The sequence below is a fragment of the Pseudomonas poae genome (genome assembly GCA_028869255.1).
Taxonomy (GTDB): Bacteria; Pseudomonadota; Gammaproteobacteria; order Pseudomonadales; family Pseudomonadaceae; genus Aquipseudomonas; species Aquipseudomonas poae_C.
This window is the reverse complement of record CP110972.1, coordinates 2,816,410-2,837,549: the sequence shown is the minus strand read 5'-3', so window position 1 is coordinate 2,837,549 and position 21,140 is coordinate 2,816,410. Positions and strand designations below refer to the sequence as shown.

General features: G+C 61.0%; 11 protein-coding genes and 1 pseudogene. 7 read left to right on the top strand and 5 right to left on the bottom strand.

Annotated elements, in window-relative coordinates; translation table 11 throughout:
• Positions 1 to 79: 79 nt before the first annotated feature.
• The 3 genes from LRS56_12910 to LRS56_12900 form a co-directional block, all read right to left on the bottom strand.
• Positions 80 to 2,839 (bottom strand): hypothetical protein, encoded by a 2,760-nt coding sequence (locus LRS56_12910; protein ID WDU65267.1) that lies wholly within the window; start codon positions 2,837 to 2,839, stop codon positions 80 to 82.
• A 150-nt stretch (positions 2,840 to 2,989) separates the two neighbouring features.
• Entirely contained in the window at positions 2,990 to 3,895 is a 906-nt protein-coding gene (locus tag LRS56_12905) for an AraC family transcriptional regulator (protein ID WDU65266.1), read from the bottom strand.
• Positions 3,896 to 3,967: 72 nt separating this feature from the next.
• A complete protein-coding gene (locus LRS56_12900) occupies positions 3,968 to 5,257 on the bottom strand; it encodes a glycosyltransferase (GenBank protein ID WDU65265.1) in 1,290 nt (429 codons plus the stop codon).
• 158 nt (positions 5,258 to 5,415) lie between these two features.
• On the opposite strand from LRS56_12900, the pseudogene tpx reads away from it, so the two are divergent.
• The 7 genes and pseudogenes from tpx to LRS56_12865 all read left to right on the top strand — a co-directional run bounded on the left by tpx (position 5,416) and on the right by LRS56_12865 (position 19,159).
• Positions 5,416 to 5,917: pseudogene (gene tpx, locus LRS56_12895) on the top strand (thiol peroxidase).
• A gap of 231 nt (positions 5,918 to 6,148) precedes the next feature.
• Positions 6,149 to 7,453 carry an MdtA/MuxA family multidrug efflux RND transporter periplasmic adaptor subunit gene (locus tag LRS56_12890; GenBank protein ID WDU65264.1) on the top strand — a complete coding sequence of 435 codons (1,305 nt, stop codon included), beginning with the start codon at positions 6,149 to 6,151 and terminating at the stop codon, positions 7,451 to 7,453.
• Entirely contained in the window at positions 7,450 to 10,551 is a 3,102-nt protein-coding gene (locus LRS56_12885; protein ID WDU65263.1) for an MdtB/MuxB family multidrug efflux RND transporter permease subunit, read from the top strand. The genes LRS56_12890 and LRS56_12885 overlap by 4 nt, the downstream gene beginning before the upstream one ends.
• Positions 10,548 to 13,655 (top strand): efflux RND transporter permease subunit, encoded by a 3,108-nt coding sequence (locus LRS56_12880; protein ID WDU65262.1) that lies wholly within the window; start codon positions 10,548 to 10,550, stop codon positions 13,653 to 13,655. The genes LRS56_12885 and LRS56_12880 overlap by 4 nt, the downstream gene beginning before the upstream one ends.
• 192 nt (positions 13,656 to 13,847) lie before the next feature.
• Positions 13,848 to 15,233: an efflux transporter outer membrane subunit gene (locus LRS56_12875; GenBank protein ID WDU65261.1), complete on the top strand. Its 1,386-nt coding sequence runs from the start codon at positions 13,848 to 13,850 to the stop codon at positions 15,231 to 15,233.
• 1,029 nt (positions 15,234 to 16,262) lie between these two features.
• Complete coding sequence (locus LRS56_12870; protein WDU65260.1) at positions 16,263 to 18,359, top strand: EAL domain-containing protein; 2,097 nt, start codon at positions 16,263 to 16,265, stop codon at positions 18,357 to 18,359.
• 53 nt (positions 18,360 to 18,412) lie between these two features.
• Complete coding sequence (locus LRS56_12865) at positions 18,413 to 19,159, top strand: SDR family oxidoreductase (GenBank protein ID WDU65259.1); 747 nt, start codon at positions 18,413 to 18,415, stop codon at positions 19,157 to 19,159.
• Positions 19,160 to 19,171: 12 nt separating this feature from the next.
• On the opposite strand, the gene LRS56_12860 is transcribed toward LRS56_12865, so the two are convergent.
• Complete coding sequence (locus tag LRS56_12860) at positions 19,172 to 19,624, bottom strand: hypothetical protein (protein WDU65258.1); 453 nt, start codon at positions 19,622 to 19,624, stop codon at positions 19,172 to 19,174.
• 96 nt (positions 19,625 to 19,720) lie between these two features.
• Entirely contained in the window at positions 19,721 to 21,130 is a 1,410-nt protein-coding gene (gene mapR, locus LRS56_12855; GenBank protein ID WDU65257.1) for a GntR family transcriptional regulator MpaR, read from the bottom strand.
• Positions 21,131 to 21,140 lie beyond the last annotated feature (10 nt).

The following is a 21,140-nucleotide window of genomic DNA, read 5'->3' as shown; positions in this document are numbered from 1 at the left end:
AGTGCCTGTGCCCTGGGGCTGGAAAGCAGCTGTTCCAAGCGAGTCACAGGATGAGTGCTGAGGTTCTGCACCGCCGCGCTCAGATGATCCAGCAGGCTGCCGCTGGATGCTGTGTGCGCGGCAACAAGCTGGTTGACCTGGTCGCGCTGTTCCTGGCTGAGGGGGCGGGGGTTGAGAGAAAACCCCAGCTATTGCCCAGCGGCGGGCTCTGCGGCATGGGGGTCTGCAGTGCCTTTAACAGGTTTTCGGTCTCGGCCGGCTGGCTGACGCCATACAAACCCTGGCCCGCCAGGAAGCTTTTGACCGTGGTGACGCCTTTGGGCTGGTAAGAAGAATTTGGATCGACAACGAAGCGAGTGGTGTCGTCATTTTCGATACTTGCGTGTTTGAGCTGGTTAATGAGCGCATGACGATCATTGCTATCACCCAGCGCGGTCTTTTGCCGGTGCAACTGCTCCAGGCTTTTCGCCGGGTTTTGCACGTGCTCGGGGAAGTTCTGAGTACGCCCGATCAGGGCGGTGCTGGCGGCAAATGCAGGGCTGGCGAAGTTGCTGTTATCAATCCCATAAAAGCTGGATACATATTCGTACGGCGCCCGGTTGTCCAGGCTGAGGGACAGCGTGAGCGGCTTGCCGTTGGCAGCCAGTGCCTGGGCTGCGTTCGTCACCGCGGTGAGGGCATCGAGGTACTCGGGGTAGGTGTTTGCGAAAGCAAAGAGGGGAAACCGTTGATCAAACCCATTGACCTTGCCGAACAGCGCTTTTTCCACGGGATCGAAACGCAGCGACGCCAGCTCGACAGACTCTTGCCGCGCCCACTCGGCAAGGCCGCGCCCTTTGAGGGCGTTGCCCAGTTGGGCCCACCACTGGCCGAACAGGCTGTTGGCCGGTATCGGCTCGATCATTTTTGACGTAGCACCGGTCGGGTTGGTGTTCAGTTCAAGCATCACACGGTGCACGGCGACCGCCAGTGCGCTCTCGGCGCTGGCCGAGGCATCTTCTGGCTCCACCTGCGTATCCACACGGGGGGCGACAGCGGCGGCCAGGGTTTCAAGGGGCGAGAGCGGCACGGACGTTCCGGCGAGTTGCCGGATAATGGTCTGTTGGCTTTCGCGCACGGCGGTGGAGCGGGTATCGTCGGCGTCGCTGTTGATCAGCGCATTAAAACCGTGGTTGTTGGCCAGGGCGTCACTGCGCTCCAGCACCGACACGAGGTTAAGTCGCTGCCAGTTGGTCTGGCTGGCGTCTAGTTGGCGCGGAACCGGTTCGTGATAGAAATTCAGGATGTCATTCAGTTTGGCGGAGGACGGGGTCGGGTATTGAACAGGGGTGTCCGATCCCGCTGCCATTTGTTGGACGGCATCCCTTACTTCTTCCCAGACATCACTCCAGCCTGAAATATCGTTCAAGCTAATGGTGGTCTCGATACCTTTTTTCTTGCCGTTCAGCTCACCGGTTATGGGGTGGATGCTGATGCTGGTGGGGTCAATCTGATTATCTTGCGCAAACGTTGTGAAAACACTGCCGGTCAATGCAGTCAGGAGGTTTTTACGCGCCTGGTTGAACGTCGAATACTCTGGAATCTCCTTGAGCATGACCGGCGATTCATAGTCACTGTCTTGGGGGTTGAGCAGCAGCTTCAGCAGCCCCCGATTGCATTGTTCTGCGATGGCCCGGTCAGCCTCTTGAACATTTTGTGAAACGCTTGGAGGCGCAAATTCTGCCAGGCGCTGCTTCAGCTGCGGCAGCGGTAAATCCGCGATTCGTTGGCTGGCGTCCCGTTGGCGTTGTTTGATGGGGGCGTAGTGTTTCGCGTAGAGCGGGTCAGTGTTGCTGAGCGCGTTGAATGTCCCGTTGCGCATCAATTGGTTGATGTTGGATAACGTCTCTGAACCTCGGATGTTGCCCTGTTCCATACCGTAGAACCAGGCGACCTGAGCAGCCGGTGCGTAGTTTCGATCGTAGCCATGTATCCCGACAAAGTGCCCCTTACACACTTTTTTTAATGCGGCCAGGACCGCAGCGGAAGCGGCGGCCCATTCGCTGTCCCGCGCGAGGGAGTATTGCTTGATCTTGCCATCCTTGAAATCGTACAGATCACCAGAGGTAGTGAAGGCTGCATTGGAAATATCGATCAGGTGAGTTTCGGCAAACGATTTGAAAGGCTCCGAATTCAACGCGTCACCCAGTTCGCCCAAGGCCTGACCGAAGGTAGAGTCAGGCGGGATGGCAGCCTTTCCATCGACATCTGCATCATCGCCGCTCTCGAAAGCGAGGCGCTGGCGGACCAAGCTATTGGCGATATTCATGGCCAACTGTCGGTCACCACGGTCGACCAACGCATCGGCGAACTGCCTTACGGGTGACGTATGTGGGGCGGTTGCCGAATGGGCATCAAGGGCATGTCGCGGCACGCGAGGCCGCACCGCTCGAATGTTCGGTGCACTGGTGGGTGAGTCTTCGAGTAGTTGCCGGATGAGCTCTTTATAGGTTTTTTGCGAATCGAGCGCGCTAGGTTGATTAAGCAGTGCCGCTACTTTATTGCTCAGCGATTGGTCAGTCAGTGGCGAGGGGGTATTTTCAATCAACTTGCTGATTTGCTCGGCCAGACTGGGTTGTTCTGGTGCTATCGCAAACCTGAGCAAGTGTTCGATCCGCTGTTGGGTTTGCGCCCCGGGGCCCTTCAAGTGTGTGGGTGCAGGGCCAGCTTGAGCGTCAGTCAACCGACTTTGAAAAAGCGCGATGACGTGGGATGTCACCGAGTCCAAAGGTGTCACGGGCAAGCTCGGTTCGGCTCGGGTGAGGTAGGAGAGTGTCTGGGCTGGATGAACGGTAATCATCGGATCTTCCTTATGCCTGCGCCTTTAAAACAGCCTCTCCATCGTAGGAAGGAGGGCGGATGTGCTCGTTGAGTGGCTGAAGGAGGAGGCAGGTTCCGATGTAGGACGTGACGGTTGGCTTGATTCATTGCCGCATATTGCGTGTAAACCTTAGGCCGGCTTTTGTTCTGTGAGCCGCTGCACCGCCAGGCGCCGGTAGTGGGAGGGCGTCATGCCCTTGAGTTGCTGGAAGCGCCGGTTGAAGTTGGAGATATTGTTGAACCCCGATTCAAAGCACACATCCGTCACCGCTTTATCGCCATCGGCCAGCAACTCGCAGGATTTGCTGATGCGCAATCGATTGACGAACTCGATAAACGTGCGCCCGGTGGCCTGCTTGAACACGCGGGAGAAATACGTCGGCTTCATCCCCAGGTGTTCGGCCACTTCCTCCAGGGGCAGCTCCCGTGCGTAGTGGGCGAAGATGTAATCCACCGCACGGTTGGTACGGTCGACGCTGTGTTCGTCGGCCAGTTGCGGTGTGTTTACGCCGGACAGCAACTGGTAGTCCTCACACGCGCTGAGCACTTCCAGCAGGATAAAAAAGTGCCCGAGGCGCGCCATGCCCTGGGCGTCCTCGATGCGTTGCATCAGGGTCATGGCCTGGGCGATGGTCTTTTTGCAACGGAATTCGATGCCGTACTGCGCCCGTTCCAGCAACGGCGCCAGGCTCTTGAGTTCGGCGAAAATATGGCTGCCGCTTTCGAACAGCTCATCGGTGAAATTCACCAGCATGTCGCGCTTGGGCACCACTTCCTCTTCCTCGACCTGGCTGATCCAGTTATGAGGCAGGTTCGGCCCGGTGAGGAACAGGCTTTCGGGGTAGAAGTTACCGATGTAGTCGCCGATAAACACCTTGCCGGAGCTTGCGACGATCAGGTGCAGCTCGTATTCCTTGTGGAAATGCCAGCGCACCAGTGGGCAGGGGAAGCCGTGTTGGCGATAGATGATGGACAGACCGTTGTGATCGTCCATCAGCTCGTAGGAAGGGTCGGTGATTCGCGCTGCTCGGGTCATGCTGCCGTCGCTTTATTGTGGTTGCTGCGTAGGATAATGCCCCCTTGCGCGCTACCTCGCCAGCCTCGGTGTTTACACGGTGCGGTTTTTCGCCTCGATCCACTGGGACATGTACTGCGTACTTTTATGGGCATGGTGACGCAGCATGCTGCCGGTGAAGTTATCCCGGCGATGGGCGCCGAGGCGGCTGCGGCAGTGTTCCAGGCATGCCACCAGGGCCGACCCGTGGAGGTTCTGGTCATAGCGGCGGGCCAGGAGCTGACGGCCGAGTTCCTGGGCTTCGGTCCAGCGTGCGCGGTCCTGGTACAGGCTGACGGCGGCAGTGGCCAGCGCCTCGGCGCTCTGCCCGATAGCGCCGGGCCAAGGGTGCTCATCGCCCATGGCTTCGGCGCCGATCGGCGTGGTGATGTTGGGCGTGCCGCAGAGCATCGCATCCGCCAGCTTGCCCTTGATGCCGGCGCCAAAGCGCAATGGCGCCAGGCAGATACGCGCAGCCGTCATCACCTGCAGGGCATCCTCAGCCCAGTTCATCACATGAAAACCCTGCGCCGGGTTGTGCAGGGCGGTGGCCTTGGGCGGGGTGTAGGCCCCGTAGATATGCAGCTGAGCGCCCGGCAATTGCTGGCGGATCAGCGGCCACAGACGGTTTTTCATCCAGAGCACCGCATCCCAGTTGGGCGCGTGGCGGAAGTTACCGATGCTGAGAAAGTGTGCGCGGTCTTCAAACGGCGCAAAGGCCTCGGTCGGCGGCTGCAGCATCAGCGGGCACCAGTGCAGCAGGGCCGCGGGTACTTTGAAGTACTCGGTGAGCAGGCGGATTTCCACGTCGGAGATCATCAGGCTGATATCACAGCGGTAAATCGCGGCGATCTCGCGCTTGGCCAGGTCGGTGTCGGCCATCAGTTGAAATTCGTACTGCAGGTCGGCGGTGAAGAGCGCGGAGAAATCATCGCCGTCGGGCTGGGCCTTCAGGTGCTCCTTCAAACGTTGCTGACGGGCGTCCCGCAGGCTTTGCAGGTCGGAGGTTTCCAGCACCCGCAAGGCGTCGGGGCAGCATTTTTCTACGCGCCAGCCGAATTGTTCCTCCATCATGAAGCGGTCGAACAGCACGATATCCGGGGCCAACTCGCGGACAAAATCATCGAAACTGCTGCTATTGAGCTCGATGGCGCATTCGGTGATGCCCAGCGCGGGCAGGTCGGCCTTGTGTTCGCCGACAGTGGCTGGGCTGCTGAAGGTAATGTCCCAACCTTGCGTAAGAAAGCTCTCGAGAATCTGCATCATATGCCCGCCGGCGGCCGAGGAACGGGGCTCCGGCCAGACATAACCAATAACCAGGACTTTGGTGGCGGGCTGATTCATCAACAACGGCTTCCTTCAAGGGCGGGCGCAAAGCGCGCAATTAAACCACAACCTGGCGTCATGACAATTTGCGTCTGGCGGTAGGTAGCTCCCTCACTTTGTGGTTAACTTCCGCCTCTCGAATTCGTTTAATCAAACCCAGCATAAGGATTCTGTTCATGGCTCAAGTCACCCTCCGTGGTAACCCTGTCCAGGTTGAAGGCGATCTGCCGCAAGCCGGTACCCTGGCGCCTGAGTTCACCCTGACCGCCGGCGATCTGTCCGACGCCACCCTGGCTACCTTTGCCGGCAAGCGCAAAGTGTTGAACATCTTCCCAAGCGTCGACACCCCCGACCTGCGCCACTTCGGTACGCAAGTTCAACGCCCAGGCCAACGAGCTGAGCAACACGGTGGTGCTGTGCATCTCGTCCGACCTGCCATTTGCCCAGAAGCGCTTCTGCGGCACCGAAGGCCTGGATAACGTGCTGAGCCTGTCGGATTTCCGCAGCCCGGCGTTCGCCGTGGACTACGGCGTTTCGATTACCGACGGCCCACTGCGCGCCCTGACTGCCCGTGCCGTTGTGGTGCTGGATGAAAACGATAACGTGCTGCACAGCGAACTGGTTCCGGAAATCGGCCAGGAACCGAACTATGAAGCAGCCCTGGCTGTTTTGAAGTAACTGTTTCGGTACGTTACTGTCGTTTTGCAGTAACACGCTTGATGCATGATTGCGGCCTGGCCTAGTCCAGGCCGTTTTTATTTGTGCTTCAGATGCTTAGCGAAATAGGCAACGGACTAAGGTCAGAAGTTAAAAGTTGTAAGCCCAAGGTAAATAGCCGGTAAAGGCGCTTTTCTTAATGCGCTCCAGTGCTTATCTTTCAGCCTCCCAAAGAAGAAGCTCTCGCGCCCAATGGTTGATCACTCCATGCAATCCTCCCCCCGTAAGTCCCGCCGCTGGCTGTTCGGCCTGCTTGTGCTGCTGGTTATCGCCGCCCTGTGCTGGAAATTCTGGCCCGGCAGCCAAAAGGATGGCGCCGCACAGAAGCCCGCCGGGCATGCCGGCAAGTCGGGGATGATGCGCCCGGGCTTCGGCGGTTCCACCGGGCCGATTCCGGTGCGCGTGGCACCGGCAGTGCTGGGGGAGTTCCCGGTGTACTACAAGGCATTGGGCACGGTGACTGCGCTCAACACCATTAACGTACGCAGCCGGGTGGGCGGTGAGCTGGTGAAAATCGCCTTTGAAGAAGGGCAGATGGTCAAGGCCGGAGACTTGCTGGCCGAGATCGACCCGCGCAGCTACCAGAACGCCTTGCTCCAGGCACAGGGCACGCTGATGCAGAACCAGGCGCAACTGAAAAACGCCCAGGTCGACGTCGAGCGCTATCGCGGCCTGTACGCTCAGGACAGTATTGCCAAGCAGACCCTGGACACCGCCGAAGCGCTGGTGCTGCAATACCAAGGCACGGTCAAGACCAACCAGGGCGCGGTGGACGACGCCAAGCTCAACCTCGAATTCACCAGGATCCGCGCTCCAATCAGCGGCCGCGTCGGCTTGCGCCAAGTGGACGTGGGCAACCTGGTGGCGGCCAATGACACCACGTTCCTGGCCGTGATCACTCAGACCCAGCCGATCAGCGTGGCTTTTACGCTGCCGGAAAACACCCTGGAAACCGTCCTCGCCCGCTACCACGCCGGCAATAAATTGCCCGTGGAAGCCTGGGACCGTGGCGACGTGAAGCAGCAGGCCACCGGCGTGCTGCAAAGCCTGGATAACCAGATCGACGTCACCACTGGCACCCTGAAATTCAAGGCGCGTTTCGATAACAAGGACCAGGCGCTGTTCCCCAACCAGTTCGTCAATGTGCACCTGCTGGCCGATACCCTGCATAACGTGGTACTGGCGCCATCGGCCGCGATTCAGTTCGGCAACACCGGCACCTTCGTCTACGTGCTCGACGGCGACAAGAAGGTCAAGGTCCAGCCCCTGGTGGTCGGCGATACCGATGGCGACAACACGGTGATCAAAGAGGGCCTCAAGGCCGGCGACCGTGTGGTGCTGGAAGGCACCGACCGCCTCAAGGACGGCAGCGAAATCGAAGTGGTCAACGACAGCAGCGAAGTGCCGACCACCCCGACCGAGCACCTGCAGGGCAAGCCGGCGGCTAAAGGGGAGACCGGTACCACCGCCGGCAAGGCGCAAAAGGTCGGTTCATGAACCTCTCGCGGCTGTTTATCCTTCGCCCGGTCGCCACCACGCTGAGCATGCTGGCGATTGTGTTGGCCGGGATTATTTCCTACCGCCTGCTGCCGGTGTCCGCCTTGCCCCAGGTGGACTACCCGACCATCCGGGTCATGACCCTGTACCCCGGCGCCAGCCCCGACGTAATGACCAGTGCGGTCACCGCACCGCTGGAGCGCCAATTCGGGCAAATGCCCGGCCTCACGCAGATGGCGTCCACCAGCTCCGGCGGCGCGTCGGTGCTGACCCTGCGGTTTAACCTCGACATCAATATGGATGTCGCCGAGCAACAGGTGCAGGCCGCAATCAACGCCGCCACCAACCTGTTGCCCAAGGATTTGCCGGCGCCGCCGGTATACAACAAGGTCAACCCGGCGGACACTCCGGTGCTGACCCTGGCCATCACCTCCAAGACCATGTTGCTGCCCAAGCTCAATGACTTGGTGGATACGCGCATGGCGCAAAAAATTGCGCAGATCAGCGGCGTCGGCATGGTCAGCATCGCCGGTGGCCAGCGCCAGGCCGTGCGCATCAAGGTCAACCCCGAAGCCCTGGCGGCCAATGGCTTGAACCTGTCGGACGTGCGCACGCTGATCGCCGCGTCCAACGTCAACCAGCCCAAGGGCAACTTCGACGGCCCGACCCGGGTGTCGATGCTCGACGCCAACGACCAGTTGGTCTCGCCCCAGCAATATGCCGAGTTGATCCTTGCCTACAACAACGGCGCGCCGTTGCGCCTCAAGGATGTGGCACAGATCGTCGATGGCGCCGAAAACGAACGCCTTGCCGCCTGGGCCAATGAAAACCAGGCCGTGCTGCTGAATATCCAGCGCCAGCCGGGTGCCAACGTGATTGAGGTGGTCGACCGTATCAAGGCGTTGCTGCCGAGTATCACCGACAACCTGCCGGCCGGCCTCGACGTAACCGTGCTGACCGACCGTACCCAGACCATCCGTGCGTCGGTTACCGATGTGCAACATGAATTGTTGATCGCCATCGCGCTGGTGGTGATGGTGACGTTCCTGTTTCTGCGCCGGGTCAGCGCCACGCTTATTCCGTCGATTGCCGTGCCGTTGTCGCTGGTTGGCACCTTTGGCGTGATGTACCTGGCGGGTTTCTCAATCAATAACCTGACGCTGATGGCCCTGACCATCGCGACCGGCTTTGTGGTGGACGATGCCATCGTGATGCTGGAAAACATCTCGCGTTATATCGAAGAAGGCGAGACACCGCTGGCGGCGGCGCTGAAGGGCGCCAAGCAAATCGGTTTTACCCTGATTTCCCTGACCCTGTCGCTGATCGCCGTACTGATCCCGCTGCTGTTCATGGCTGATGTAGTGGGGCGGCTGTTCCGCGAGTTTGCCATCACCCTGGCGGTGGCGATCCTGATTTCGTTGGTGGTGTCCCTGACCCTCACGCCGATGATGTGCGCACGCTTGCTCAAGCGCGAACCGAAGGAAGAGGAGCAAAGCCGTTTCTACAAGGCCAGCGGCGCCTGGATCGACTGGCTGATCGAAGCCTACGGGCGCAAATTGCAGTGGGTGCTCAAGCACCAGCCGCTGACCCTGCTGGTGGCTGTCGCGACCCTGGGCCTCACAGTGTTCCTGTACATGGTGGTGCCCAAGGGCTTCTTCCCGGTGCAGGACACCGGGGTGATCCAGGGTATTTCCGAAGCGCCGCAGTCGATTTCCTTTGCGGCGATGAGCCAGCGCCAGCAGGACCTGGCCAAGATCATCCTGGCTGACCCAGCGGTGGAAAGCCTGTCGTCGTATATCGGTGTGGATGGCGACAACGCCACGCTCAACAGCGGTCGTTTGCTGATCAACCTCAAACCCCACGGCCTGCGCGATCTGAGCGCGGCCCAGGTGATCACTCGGCTGCAACCGGAAATCGACAAGCTGGTGGGCATTCGCCTGTTTATGCAGCCGGTGCAGGACCTGACCATCGAGGACCGCGTCAGCCGTACCCAGTACCAATTCAGCATGTCTTCGCCCGATGCCGACCTGTTGGCGCTGTGGAGCGACAAGCTGGTGCACACCCTGAGCCAGATGCCGGAACTCACCGATGTGGCCAGCGACCTGCAGGACAAGGGCCTGCAGGTGTACCTGGTGATCGACCGCGATGCGGCTTCGCGCCTGGGGGTGAGCGTGTCGACCATCACCGACGCGCTGTACGACGCCTTCGGCCAGCGTCAGATTTCCACCATCTACACCCAGGCCAGCCAGTACCGCGTGGTGTTGCAGGCGCAATCCGGTGAAACCCTGGGCCCGGCGGCGTTGAACCAGATCCATGTAAAAACCACCGACGGCGGCCAGGTGCGCCTGTCGAGCCTGGCCCATGTGGAACAACGCCAGGCCCAGCTGGCGATTGCGCATATCGGCCAGTTCCCGGCGGTAATGATGTCGTTCAACCTGGCGCCCGGCGTTGCGCTGGGTAAAGGCGTGGAGCTGATCAACCAGGCGCAGAAAGACATCGGCATGCCGGTGGGCGTGCAGACGCAGTTCCAGGGCGCGGCCCAGGCGTTCGAGGCGTCGCTGTCGAGCACCCTGCTGCTGATCCTGGCGGCGGTGGTCACCATGTACATCGTGCTGGGGGTGCTCTACGAGAGCTATATCCACCCGATCACCATTCTCTCGACCTTGCCGTCGGCAGCGGTAGGGGCCTTGCTGGCCCTGCTGCTCAGTGGCAATGACTTGGGCATGATCGCGATCATCGGCATCATTTTGCTGATCGGTATCGTGAAAAAGAACGCGATCATGATGATCGACTTCGCCCTCGACGCCGAACGCAACCAGGGCCTGGACCCGCAGACCGCGATCTATCAGGCGGCGCTGCTGCGTTTCCGGCCGATCCTGATGACGACCCTGGCCGCGTTGTTCGGTGCGGTGCCGCTGATGCTGGCTACCGGTTCCGGCGCGGAATTGCGCCAGCCCCTGGGTTTGGTGATGGTCGGCGGCTTGCTGGTGAGCCAGGTGCTGACCCTGTTCACCACACCGGTGATCTACCTGTATTTTGATCGCCTCGGCCGTCGCTGGCGCAAAGAGCCGCAAAGCCTGGAGCCGGTTGAGTCATGAACCTGTCCGGACCGTTTATTCGCCGGCCGGTAGCCACCATGCTGCTGAGCCTGGCGATCATGCTGCTGGGTGGCGTGAGCTTCAACCTGCTGCCGGTGTCGCCGTTGCCGCAGATCGACTTCCCGGTGATCGTGGTGTCGGCCAGCTTGCCCGGCGCCAGCCCCGAGGTGATGGCGTCCACGGTGGCGACGCCGCTGGAACGCTCGTTCGGCGCGATTTCCGGCATCACCACCATGAGCAGTTCCTCGAGCCAGGGTTCTACACGGGTGATCCTGGCGTTCGATTCCGGCCGGGATATCAACGGCGCGGCGCGGGAAGTGCAGGCGGCCATCAATGCGTCGCGCAACCTGCTGCCCAGCGGCATGCGCAGCATGCCCACCTACAAAAAGATCAACCCGTCCCAGGCGCCGATCATGGTGCTGTCGCTGACCTCGGACGTGTTGCAAAAGGGCCAGCTGTACGACCTGGCCTCGACTATCCTCTCGCAAAGCCTGTCCCAGGTGCCGGGCGTGGGCGAAGTGCAGATCGGCGGCAGCTCCCTGCCTGCGGTGCGCATTGAGCTGGAACCGAAGGCCCTCGACCAGTACGGGGTGGCGTTGGACGATGTGCGCAACACCATCGCCAATGCCAACCAGCGCCGGCCAAAGGGCTCGCTGGAAGACAGCGAACGCAACTGGCAGATTCAGGCCAACGACCAGCTGGAAAAGGCCAAGGACTACGAGCCGCTGCTGATTCGCTACCAGAACGGCGCGGCGTTGCGCCTGGGCGATGTAGCCAAAATCAGTGACGGCGTGGAAGACCGCTACAACAGCGGTTTCTTCAACAATGATTCGGCGGTGCTGTTGGTGATCAACCGCCAGTCCGGCGCCAACATCATCGAAACCGTGAAGCAGATCAAGGCGCAGTTGCCGGCGTTGCAGGCCGTGTTGCCGTCCAGTGTCAAGCTCAGCCTGGCCATGGACCGCTCACCGGTGATCACCGCCACCTTGCATGAAGCGGAAATGACCCTGCTGATCGCGGTGGGGCTGGTGATTCTGGTGGTGTACCTGTTTCTCGGTAACTTCCGTGCTTCGCTGATTCCGACCCTGGCGGTGCCGGTGTCGCTGGTGGGCACGTTCGCGATCATGTACCTGTACGGGTTTTCGTTGAATAACTTCTCGCTGATGGCGCTGATCCTCGCCACCGGCCTGGTGGTGGACGATGCCATCGTGGTGCTGGAGAACATTTCCCGGCATATCGACGAAGGCGTGCCGCCGATGAGGGCGGCGTACCTGGGCGCCCAGGAAGTCGGCTTTACCTTGCTGTCGATGAACGTGTCGCTGGTGGCGGTGTTCCTCTCCATCCTGTTTATGGGCGGGATTGTCACTAACCTGTTCCGCGAGTTTTCGATCACCTTGTCGGCGGCGATCATTGTGTCGCTGATCGTGTCGCTGACGTTGACCCCAATGCTGTGCGCGCGTTGGCTCAAGCCGCATGTCAAAGGGCAAATGACCGGCCTGCAGCGCTGGAGCCAGAAGATCAACGACCGCATGGTGGCCGGCTATGCCACCAGCCTGGATTGGGTGCTGCGCCACCGTCGCCTGACGCTGCTCAGCCTGTTGCTGACCATCGGCGTAAACGTAGCGTTGTATGTGGTGGTGCCGAAAACCTTTATGCCGCAGCAGGACACCGGTCAATTGATCGGTTTTGTGCGCGGCGATGACGGGCTGTCCTTCAGTGTGATGCAGCCCAAGATGGAAACCTTCCGCAAGGCGGTGCTCAAAGACCCGGCGGTGCTCAGCGTGGCTGGCTTTATCGGCGGCAACAACGGCACCAATAACGCGGTGATGCTGGTGCGCCTCAAACCCATCAGCGAACGCAAGATATCGGCGCAAGCGGTGATCGAGCGTCTGCGCAAGGATGTGCCGCTGGTGCCGGGCGGTCGTTTGTTTTTGATGGCCGACCAGGACCTGCAATTCGGCGGCAGCCGTGACCAGACCAGCGCGCAGTATTCCTACATCCTGCAAAGTGGTGATCTGGCCGCATTGCGCCTGTGGTACCCGAAAGTCGTGGCCGCGTTGCGCGAGCTGCCGGAACTGACCGCTATCGACGCCCGCGAAGGCCGTGGCGCGGCCCAGGTCACGCTGATTGTCGACCGTGACCAGGCCAAGCGCCTGGGTATCGACATGGACATGGTCACGGCGGTGCTCAACAACGCCTACAGCCAGCGGCAGATCTCCACGATCTACGACAGCCTCAACCAGTACCAGGTGGTGATGGAGGTCAACCCCAAATACGCCCAGGACCCGATCACCCTCAACCAGATGCAGGTGATCACGTCCACCGGTGCGCGGGTGCCGTTGTCGACCATTGCCCACTATGAGAACAGCCTGGCGGATGATCGCGTCAGCCATGAAGGCCAATTTGCCTCGGAAAACATCGCCTTCGACCTGTCCCCCGGCGTGACGGTGGAGCAGGGCACGGCCGCCATCGAGCGGGCGATTGCCAAGGTCGGCTTGCCCGAAGACGTGATCGCCAAGATGGCCGGCACCGCCGATGCCTTTGCGGCGACGCAGAAGGGTCAGCCGTTCATGATCCTCGGCGCACTGGTGGCGGTGTACCTGGTGTTGGGGATTTTGTATGAAAGCTATATTCACCCGCTGACGATTCTTTCGACCCTGCCCTCGGCCGGGGTCGGCGCCATGCTCGCCATCTACCTAACGGGGGGGGAGTTCAGCCTTATTTCCTTGCTGGGGCTGTTCCTGCTGATTGGCGTGGTGAAGAAGAACGCGATCCTGATGATCGACCTGGCCTTGCAGCTGGAGCGCAACGACGGCATGGGCCCGCTGGAGTCGATTCGCAGCGCTTGCCTGCTGCGTTTGCGGCCGATCCTGATGACCACCCTGGCGGCCATCCTCGGTGCGCTGCCCTTGCTGCTTGGCACTGGCGATGGCGCGGAAATGCGCCATCCCCTGGGCCTGACCATCATTGGCGGCCTGGTGTTCAGCCAGATCCTGACCCTCTACACCACCCCGGTGGTTTACCTTTATCTCGACCGCGCGCGCCACCGTTTCAACGCCTGGCGCGGCGTGCGTACCGATGCTGCCCTGGACACTGCGCTATGACCGATTCAATCAACGCCCCTGTAGGCACCGGTTTCCTGTGGCGAGTGAGCTTGCTGTGGCAAGGGCGTTTACTGTGGCGAGGGGCTTGCCCCGCTGGGCTACGCAGTAGCCCCCAAACAGCCCGGAAGTGCTTCGCCCTCCAGCGAGAGCCCGCGCCCTCGCCATAATAAGGCGGCGAAACTGTTACTGACGATGCTCTGCGGCGCACTGCTCAGCGCCTGCGCCGTCGGCCCGGACTACAAACGCCCGGAAGTCATCGAGCCGGCGCAATTCAAGGAAGCTCAGGGCTGGCGCCAAGCCACGCCGAGCGATTCACTCGCCCGGGGTGCCTGGTGGGAGTTGTACGGTGATCGCCAGCTCAATGAGCTGGTCACGCGCCTTAACAGCTCCAACCAGACCGTGGCCCAGGCCGAAGCGCGCTTTCGCCAGGCGCAGGCGCTGGTGCGAAGTTCGCGCGGGGCGTTTTACCCCACCGTCGACCTGAGCGCCGGGAAAACCCGTGCCAGCCAAGGTACCGGCAGCAGCAGCGCCAGCCTCAGCAGTTCCAGCAGCGGTATCCGCGACACCCTTAACGCACAGTTGGGCGTGAGTTGGGAGGCGGATATCTGGGGCAAACTGCGCCGTGGCCTGGAAGCCAACGAGGCCAGCGCCGAAGCCAGCGCCGCCGACCTGGCGGCGATGCGCCTGAGCCAGCAGTCGGAACTGGTGCAGAGCTACTTGCAACTGCGGGTCATGGATGAGCAGACGCGTTTGCTGCAGGCCACCCTGGAGACCTATCAGCGCTCCCTGCAGATGACCGAAAACCAATACCGGGCCGGCGTGTCCGGCAAGGACGCGGTGGCCCAGGCGCAAACTCAGCTAAAGACCACCCAGGCCAGCCTGATCGACCTGATCTGGCAGCGCGCCCAGCTGGAAAATGCGATTGCCGTGTTGATCGGTGAGGCGCCGGCCAACTTCAATTTGGCGGTGAGCAAGGACATTCCGGCGCTGCCGCAGATTCCGGTGAGCCTGCCGTCGCAACTGCTCGAGCGCCGTCCGGATATTGCTTCGGCTGAACGGTCGGTGATTGCCGCCAACGCCAATATCGGTGTAGCCAAGGCCGCCTACTACCCAGATCTGAGCTTGAGCCTGGCCGGTGGTTATTCCAGCAGCACCTATGCGGACTGGATCAGCTTGCCGAACCGTTTTTGGTCGGTGGGGCCGAAGTTGGCCATGACGCTGTTTGACGGTGGGCAGCGTTCGGCGGAGGTGGATCGCACTGTGGCGTCCTATGACGAAACTGTGGCGAAGTATCGCCAGACGGTGCTGGACGGTTTCCGTGAGGTGGAAAACTACATGGTGCAGCTTAAGGTGCTGGAGGACGAGGCGGTGGTTAGCAATGAAGCCTTGGAGGCGGCGCGTGAGTCGTTGCGGTTGACTCAGAATCAGTACAAGGCGGGGTTGATTGCTTATCTGGATGTGGTGACGGTGCAGGCGACCGCCTTGAGTAATGAACGGACGGTGTTGACGTTGCTGCAGACGCGGTTGGTGGCGAGTGTGCAGTTGATTGCTGCGCTGGGCGGGGGTGGGATGGGGTGACGGCTATTGCTGAGGGGGATTGATTGGATACCTTGAGTACATATCCGTTGCTGCGGCAACGGCTGCTTATGGTTCCGCTCTTACAGCGGGTCACTTTTGGAAGAGCGCCAAAAGTAACCAAAAACGCTTTGCCCCATCACTCGGCACCTCGCCTCCGGCTCGGTGTGCCCTCACTCCGGCTTGAATCCGTGGGCCGCCGCGATGGGCCATCCTTGGCCCAGCGCGGCTAACCCGGCGTCCTGCCGGGTTGCCCACGGATTCAAGCCTGCGTTCGGCCATCGTGATTGACGGGGCGTCTCAGATCAAAGTCAAAAGCAGAGCACGGCGGCCTAGTAGCCGACCTGAGTGGTTGGATCAAGAGCGGTTCGGCGTGTGCAGTGGGGTGGGCTTTTCTGTGGGAGCTGGCTTGCCTGCGAAAGCATCAACTCGGTGTGCCTGACAGACCGAGGTGTCTGCATCGCAGGCAAGCCAGCCCCCACATTTGATCGAGGTCGGCTGTCAGGCCGCCGTGCTTTGCTTTGTTTTTGATCTGGCCCTTACATCCTTTGCGCTGACGAAGTCAGCGATCTTTGCGCTTTTGATCTTGATCTTGATCCTTGGCGCCCCGTAAAACACGCTGGCCGCACGCAGGCTTGAATCCGTGGGTAACCCGGCAGGACGCCGGGTTAGCCGCGCTGGGCCAAGGATGGCCCATCGCGGCGGCCCACGGATTCAAGTCTGCGTGCGGGCACACCGAGCCAGAGCGAGGTGCCGAGTGTTGGGGCAAGAGCCCTTTGGTTACTTTGGGGCTCTTTTCCAAAGTGACCCGCTGTAAGAGCGGAACCAATACCAGCCATTACCTAAAAAACGGATATGCCCCATACCCCCACCAACCCCAGCCCCCGCAAAAGAAGCCATCCAATTGACGCCAAAATCCCCATGATGGCCCTCTGTCAATTAATCAAGTACGCAAGAATTATTCTCGCTACAATCCGCCGCTTTGCCACCCCTGGCACGTGCTAAAACCGCCCGTAGCCCACGAGAAGCCCCATGCTCATCGGTAGTTACTCACCCTCCCTGGTTGTGATCTCGCTGTTCGTCGCGATCCTCGCTTCCTACACCGCGCTGGACCTCTGCGGCCGCATTGCGACCGCCAAGGGCCGCGCGGTCTACCTGTGGATAGCCGGCGGCGCGTTGGCCATGGGCGTGGGCGTGTGGTCCATGCACTTTATCGGCATGTTGGCACTGCGCCTGCCGTTTGCCCTGGGGTTTGACCTGGGCATTACTACGCTCTCCCTATTGATCGCGGTATTGTCCAGCGGCTTTGCCTTATGGCTGGTCAGCCAGCCCCGTTTACCCGCCTGGCAGCTGGCATTGGGTGCGCTGATCATGGGCGCGGGTATTGCCAGCATGCATTACACCGGCATGGCCGCGATGCGCATGACGCCCGGCATCGACTACGACCCAACCTTGTTTGGCGCCTCGTTGCTGATCGCGGTGGTAGCGTCCGGCGCGGCGTTGTGGATCGCATTCAACCTGCGGCGTAACACCCCCTACGTGCGCTTGGCACGCGGCGGAGCGGCGGTCGTCATGGGCATTGCCATCGTCGGCATGCACTACACCGGCATGGCGGCGGCGCAGTTTGCCGATGAGAGTTTTTGTGGCGCGGCGCTGACTGGCTTGAGCGGCAAGGGCCTGGATAACCTGGTGTTGGTAACGACCCTGGCGGTGCTGGCCATCGCCTTGCTGACCTCGTTGCTCGACGCTCGCCTGGAAGCGCGCACCGCCGTGTTGGCAAACTCACTCAGCCAGGCCAACGAGGAACTGACCCACCTGGCCCTGCATGACATGCTCACCGGCCTGCCCAATCGCACCTTGCTCGCCGACCGTATCCAGCAAGCCATTCAGGCGGTGAAGGAGCAGGGCGGTTGCTTCGCCCTGATGTTTATCGACCTGGATGGCTTCAAGCCGATTAACGATGCCTTTGGCCACCACATGGGCGACCAGTTATTGCGCGAAGTCGGCCTGCGCCTGCGCGAAGACCTGCGCAGCCACGACACCCTGGCACGCATCGGCGGTGATGAGTTTGTGCTGCTGGTGCAACTGACCCAGCCGGATGATGCCCTCGGTCTCGCCGAGCGCCAAGTAGTGCTGATCAACCGTGCGTTCCAGGTGGCCGAGCATGAGCTGAAAATTTCCGCCAGCGTCGGCATCGCCATGTACCCGGGCAACGGTGGCAACCCCCAGGAATTGCTGATGAACGCCGACGCCGCGATGTACCACGCCAAGGGCATGGGCAAGAACGGCTATAGCTTTTTTGATGTGTCGATGAACACCAATGCGCGTAAGCAGTTGCAGTTACTGCAGGACTTGCGCAATGCCGTCGAACAAGAGCAATTTCGCTTGTACTACCAGCCCAAGTTCGATGCGCTCAGCGGGATCCCGGTGGGCGCCGAGGCGCTGCTGCGCTGGGAGCACCCGCAACAGGGCCTGCTGCTGCCGGCGACCTTTATCGAGCTGGCGGAAAAGACCGGGCTGATTATTCCGATTGGCGAGTGGGTGTTGAATGAAGCCTGCCGCCAGATGCGCCTGTGGTATATGCAGGGGTATGAAGACTGGCGCATTGCGGTGAACCTGTCGGCCTTGCAGTTCTGCCATGCCGGGCTGGTCAACAGCGTGGCCTCGGCGCTGGAGCGTCATCAGTTGCCGGCCAACAGCCTGACCCTGGAAATTACCGAGACCACCGCCATGAGCGATGCTGATGCAAGCATGACGGTGCTTCAGCAGTTGTCGGACATGGGCGTTGACCTGTCAATCGACGACTTCGGCACCGGTTATTCCAGCCTGATGTACCTCAAGCGCCTGCCGGCCAACGAACTGAAGATCGACCGTGGTTTTGTGCGCGACCTGGAGCATGACAGCGACGACGCGGCCATCGTCTCGGCCATCGTTGCCCTGGGCCAGGCCCTGGGGCTGCGGATTGTCGCCGAAGGCGTGGAGACCGATGTGCAGCAGAGTTTTCTTACGCGGCTGGGCTGTAATTCGCTGCAGGGCTACCTGCTTGGCCATCCACTGCCGGCCGAGGGGTTTATGGCCGATATACAGCGCACTGAAGACGCGCTGGCGCCTGACAAAGATCGCGCGTGACGGTTAGTATGGGATCCAGCCATAACACCAGGTTGAATCAGGAGATCGCACGCATGGACAAAGTTGTCATCATCACCGGGGGCAGTCGCGGGATTGGCGCCGATACCGCATTGCTGGCCGCTCGCGAGGGCTACCGCATCTGCATCAACTACCAGTCCGATGAAGAGGCGGCCCATGGCGTGCTCGAAAAAGTCCGCGCCCTGGGCGCCCAGGCGATTGCGGTGCGAGCGGATGTCAGCAGCGAAGATGAAGTGGTTGCGCTGTTCAATCGTGTGGACGCCGAGCTGGGCCGGGTGACCGCGTTGGTTAACAACGCCGGCACCGTGGCGCACAAGTCGCGGGTCGATGAGATGTCCGAATTCCGTATCCTCAAAATCCTCAAGACCAACGTGCTGGGCCCGATCCTGTGTGCCAAGCACGCGGTGCTGCGCATGTCGCCAAGGCATGGCGGGCAGGGTGGCAGCATCGTCAACGTATCGTCGGTGGCGGCCCGCCTAGGCTCGCCGGGTGAATACGTCGACTATGCCGCCTCCAAGGGGGCTCTTGACACCTTTACCCTGGGCCTGTCGAAAGAAGTCGCGGGCGAAGGGATTCGTGTCAACGCGGTGCGCCCAGGCTATATTTTCACCGACTTCCATGCTCTGAGTGGCGACCCGGACCGGGTCAGCAAGCTTGAATCCGGCATCCCCATGGCCCGTGGCGGGCGCCCGGATGAAGTGGCGGAAGCGATTATCTGGTTGCTGTCAGACAAGGCCTCCTATGCCACCGGCACCTTTGTCGACCTGGGCGGTGGCCGTTAAGCACGTGGGCTGTCAAGTTCCCAACGCATGCAGGACGTCCCACCCGTGGTAGGCAAATTGCTCGAGCACGCTGGCCTCTGATTGCGGTGCGACGTCAAAGTACTCCCACTTTGTGAAACCGTCGATCTGAGCATTCCAGCGTGTCTCGCTGTTACCGTAATGGTCGATAAACCGCAGGACTTTTTCCAGTGTGAAGGCTGCGTCTGCCCTGGCCTCCGGGTCCTGGTTGCGGTGGGTCCAGTCTCCGACTTGCTCCTTCAGATGATCGTCAAAGACATGCGCGTTGCTGCGGTAAAAGCCTTCAAGGATAAGACTCTGCTCGATAATCATGTCGGCTGAGCGATGGTCGCCGGCGGGGCGCGTGATGGGGCCGTTCATGTCGCGTATATGTTGGCGTTCGTCGCGACGTACGTAATTGGGCGGGACCAGTAACAGCTTCAGGCCAAAAACTATAGATGTATCCATGGGAACCCTCAGAGTCGAACTAAGAAAGGCGCCTTTTCGAGAGAGAGCAAAAAGCACGCCATACTCTGTGGGACTTCGCTTTGATTCGGTTCCGGCTCAAAACGACCGCACAATCCGCCCCAGCGTTTCCATGGCCTTTTCCGATGCCTCGGTCCACGGGCTGCCATAGTTCAGCCGAATGCAGTTGCGAAAGCGCTGGGTCGCCGAGAAAATCGGCCCCGGCGCGATGCTGATGCCTTGCGCCAGCGCCATCTGGAACAACTTCAATGAATCGGTCTGCTCCGGTAATTCGAGCCACAGGAAATACCCACCCGCCGGCTGGCTGACCCGTGTCTGCGATGGAAAGTACCGTGCGATGGCGGCCAGCATGGCGCTCTGCTGTTCCTCCAGGGCGTAGCGCAATTTGCGCAGATGCCGGTCGTAGCCGCCGTGCTGCAGGTAGTCGGCAATCGCTGCTTGCGCCGGCATCGAGGGGCACAGCGAGGTCATCAGCTTCAGGCGCTCAACCTTCTGCGCATAGCGCCCGGCCGCCACCCAGCCCACCCGATAGCCCGGCGCCAGGCTCTTGGCGAAGGAGCCACAGTGCATCACCAGGCCCTCGGTGTCGAAGGCTTTGGCGGGTTTCGGCGCGTGCTGACCGTAGTACAGCTCGGCGTACACATCGTCCTCGATCAGCGGCACTTGATGGCTGCGCAGCAGCTCCACCAATGCCTGTTTGTTGGCTTCCGGCAGGGTGGCGCCCATGGGGTTCTGGAAGCTGGTCATGGTCCAGCAGGCTTTGACCGGGTAGCGTTCCAGGGTTTGCGCCAGGGCGTTGAGGTCGATGCCGTCGCGTGGGTGCACCGGAATCTCCACCGCCTTGAGCTTCAGGCGTTCCAGCACTTGCAGGCAGGCATAAAACGCCGGGCCTTCGATGGCCACCAGGTCGCCGGGTTCGGTGACGGCTTGCAGGCACAGGTTCAGCGCTTCCAGCGCGCCGTTGGTGATCAGCAATTCTTCCATGGGCAGCATCAGGCCGCCCACCATGTAACGCAGCGCAATCTGCCGGCGCAGCTGCGGGTTACCCGGCGACATGTCGGTGACCACCAAGCGTGGGTCCATGTCGCGGCTGGCGCTGGCCAGGGAGCGTGCCAGGCGTGGCAGCGGAAACAGCATCGGGCTGGGAAACGCCGAACCGAACGGCACGGTGTTCGGGTCCTTGATGGAGTCGAGGACCGAAAACACCAATTCGCTCACATCGACTTCGGTGGACTCATGCACATGCTCGCTCACCACGGGCTCGGAAAACGGGCTGGGTGCATGGGTATTGACGAAATAACCGGAGCGCGGCCGTGCACGGATCAGCCCGCGCCGCTCCAACAGGTAGTAAGCCTGGAACACCGTGGATGGGCTGACCCCATAGGTCTGACTGGCATAGCGCACCGAGGGCACGCGCTGCCCGGGGCCGAGGACGCCGGAGCGGATCAGTTCTGCGATATCGTCGGCGAATTTTTCGTAGCGTTTCATGGTGGCCTAA

Excerpts from the sequence above, each read along its gene's own strand:
- LRS56_12910 (WDU65267.1), bottom strand. The coding sequence starts at position 2,839 with ATGATTACCGTTCATCCAGCCCAGACACTCTCCTACCTCACCCGAGCC.
- LRS56_12905 (WDU65266.1), bottom strand. The coding sequence starts at position 3,895 with ATGACCCGAGCAGCGCGAATCACCGACCCTTCCTACGAGCTGATGGAC.
- LRS56_12900 (WDU65265.1), bottom strand. The coding sequence starts at position 5,257 with ATGAATCAGCCCGCCACCAAAGTCCTGGTTATTGGTTATGTCTGGCCG.
- LRS56_12890 (WDU65264.1), top strand. The coding sequence starts at position 6,149 with ATGGTTGATCACTCCATGCAATCCTCCCCCCGTAAGTCCCGCCGCTGG.
- LRS56_12885 (WDU65263.1), top strand. The coding sequence starts at position 7,450 with ATGAACCTCTCGCGGCTGTTTATCCTTCGCCCGGTCGCCACCACGCTG.
- LRS56_12880 (WDU65262.1), top strand. The coding sequence starts at position 10,548 with ATGAACCTGTCCGGACCGTTTATTCGCCGGCCGGTAGCCACCATGCTG.
- LRS56_12875 (WDU65261.1), top strand. The coding sequence starts at position 13,848 with ATGCTCTGCGGCGCACTGCTCAGCGCCTGCGCCGTCGGCCCGGACTAC.
- LRS56_12870 (WDU65260.1), top strand. The coding sequence starts at position 16,263 with ATGCTCATCGGTAGTTACTCACCCTCCCTGGTTGTGATCTCGCTGTTC.
- LRS56_12865 (WDU65259.1), top strand. The coding sequence starts at position 18,413 with ATGGACAAAGTTGTCATCATCACCGGGGGCAGTCGCGGGATTGGCGCC.
- LRS56_12860 (WDU65258.1), bottom strand. The coding sequence starts at position 19,624 with ATGGATACATCTATAGTTTTTGGCCTGAAGCTGTTACTGGTCCCGCCC.
- mapR (WDU65257.1), bottom strand. The coding sequence starts at position 21,130 with ATGAAACGCTACGAAAAATTCGCCGACGATATCGCAGAACTGATCCGC.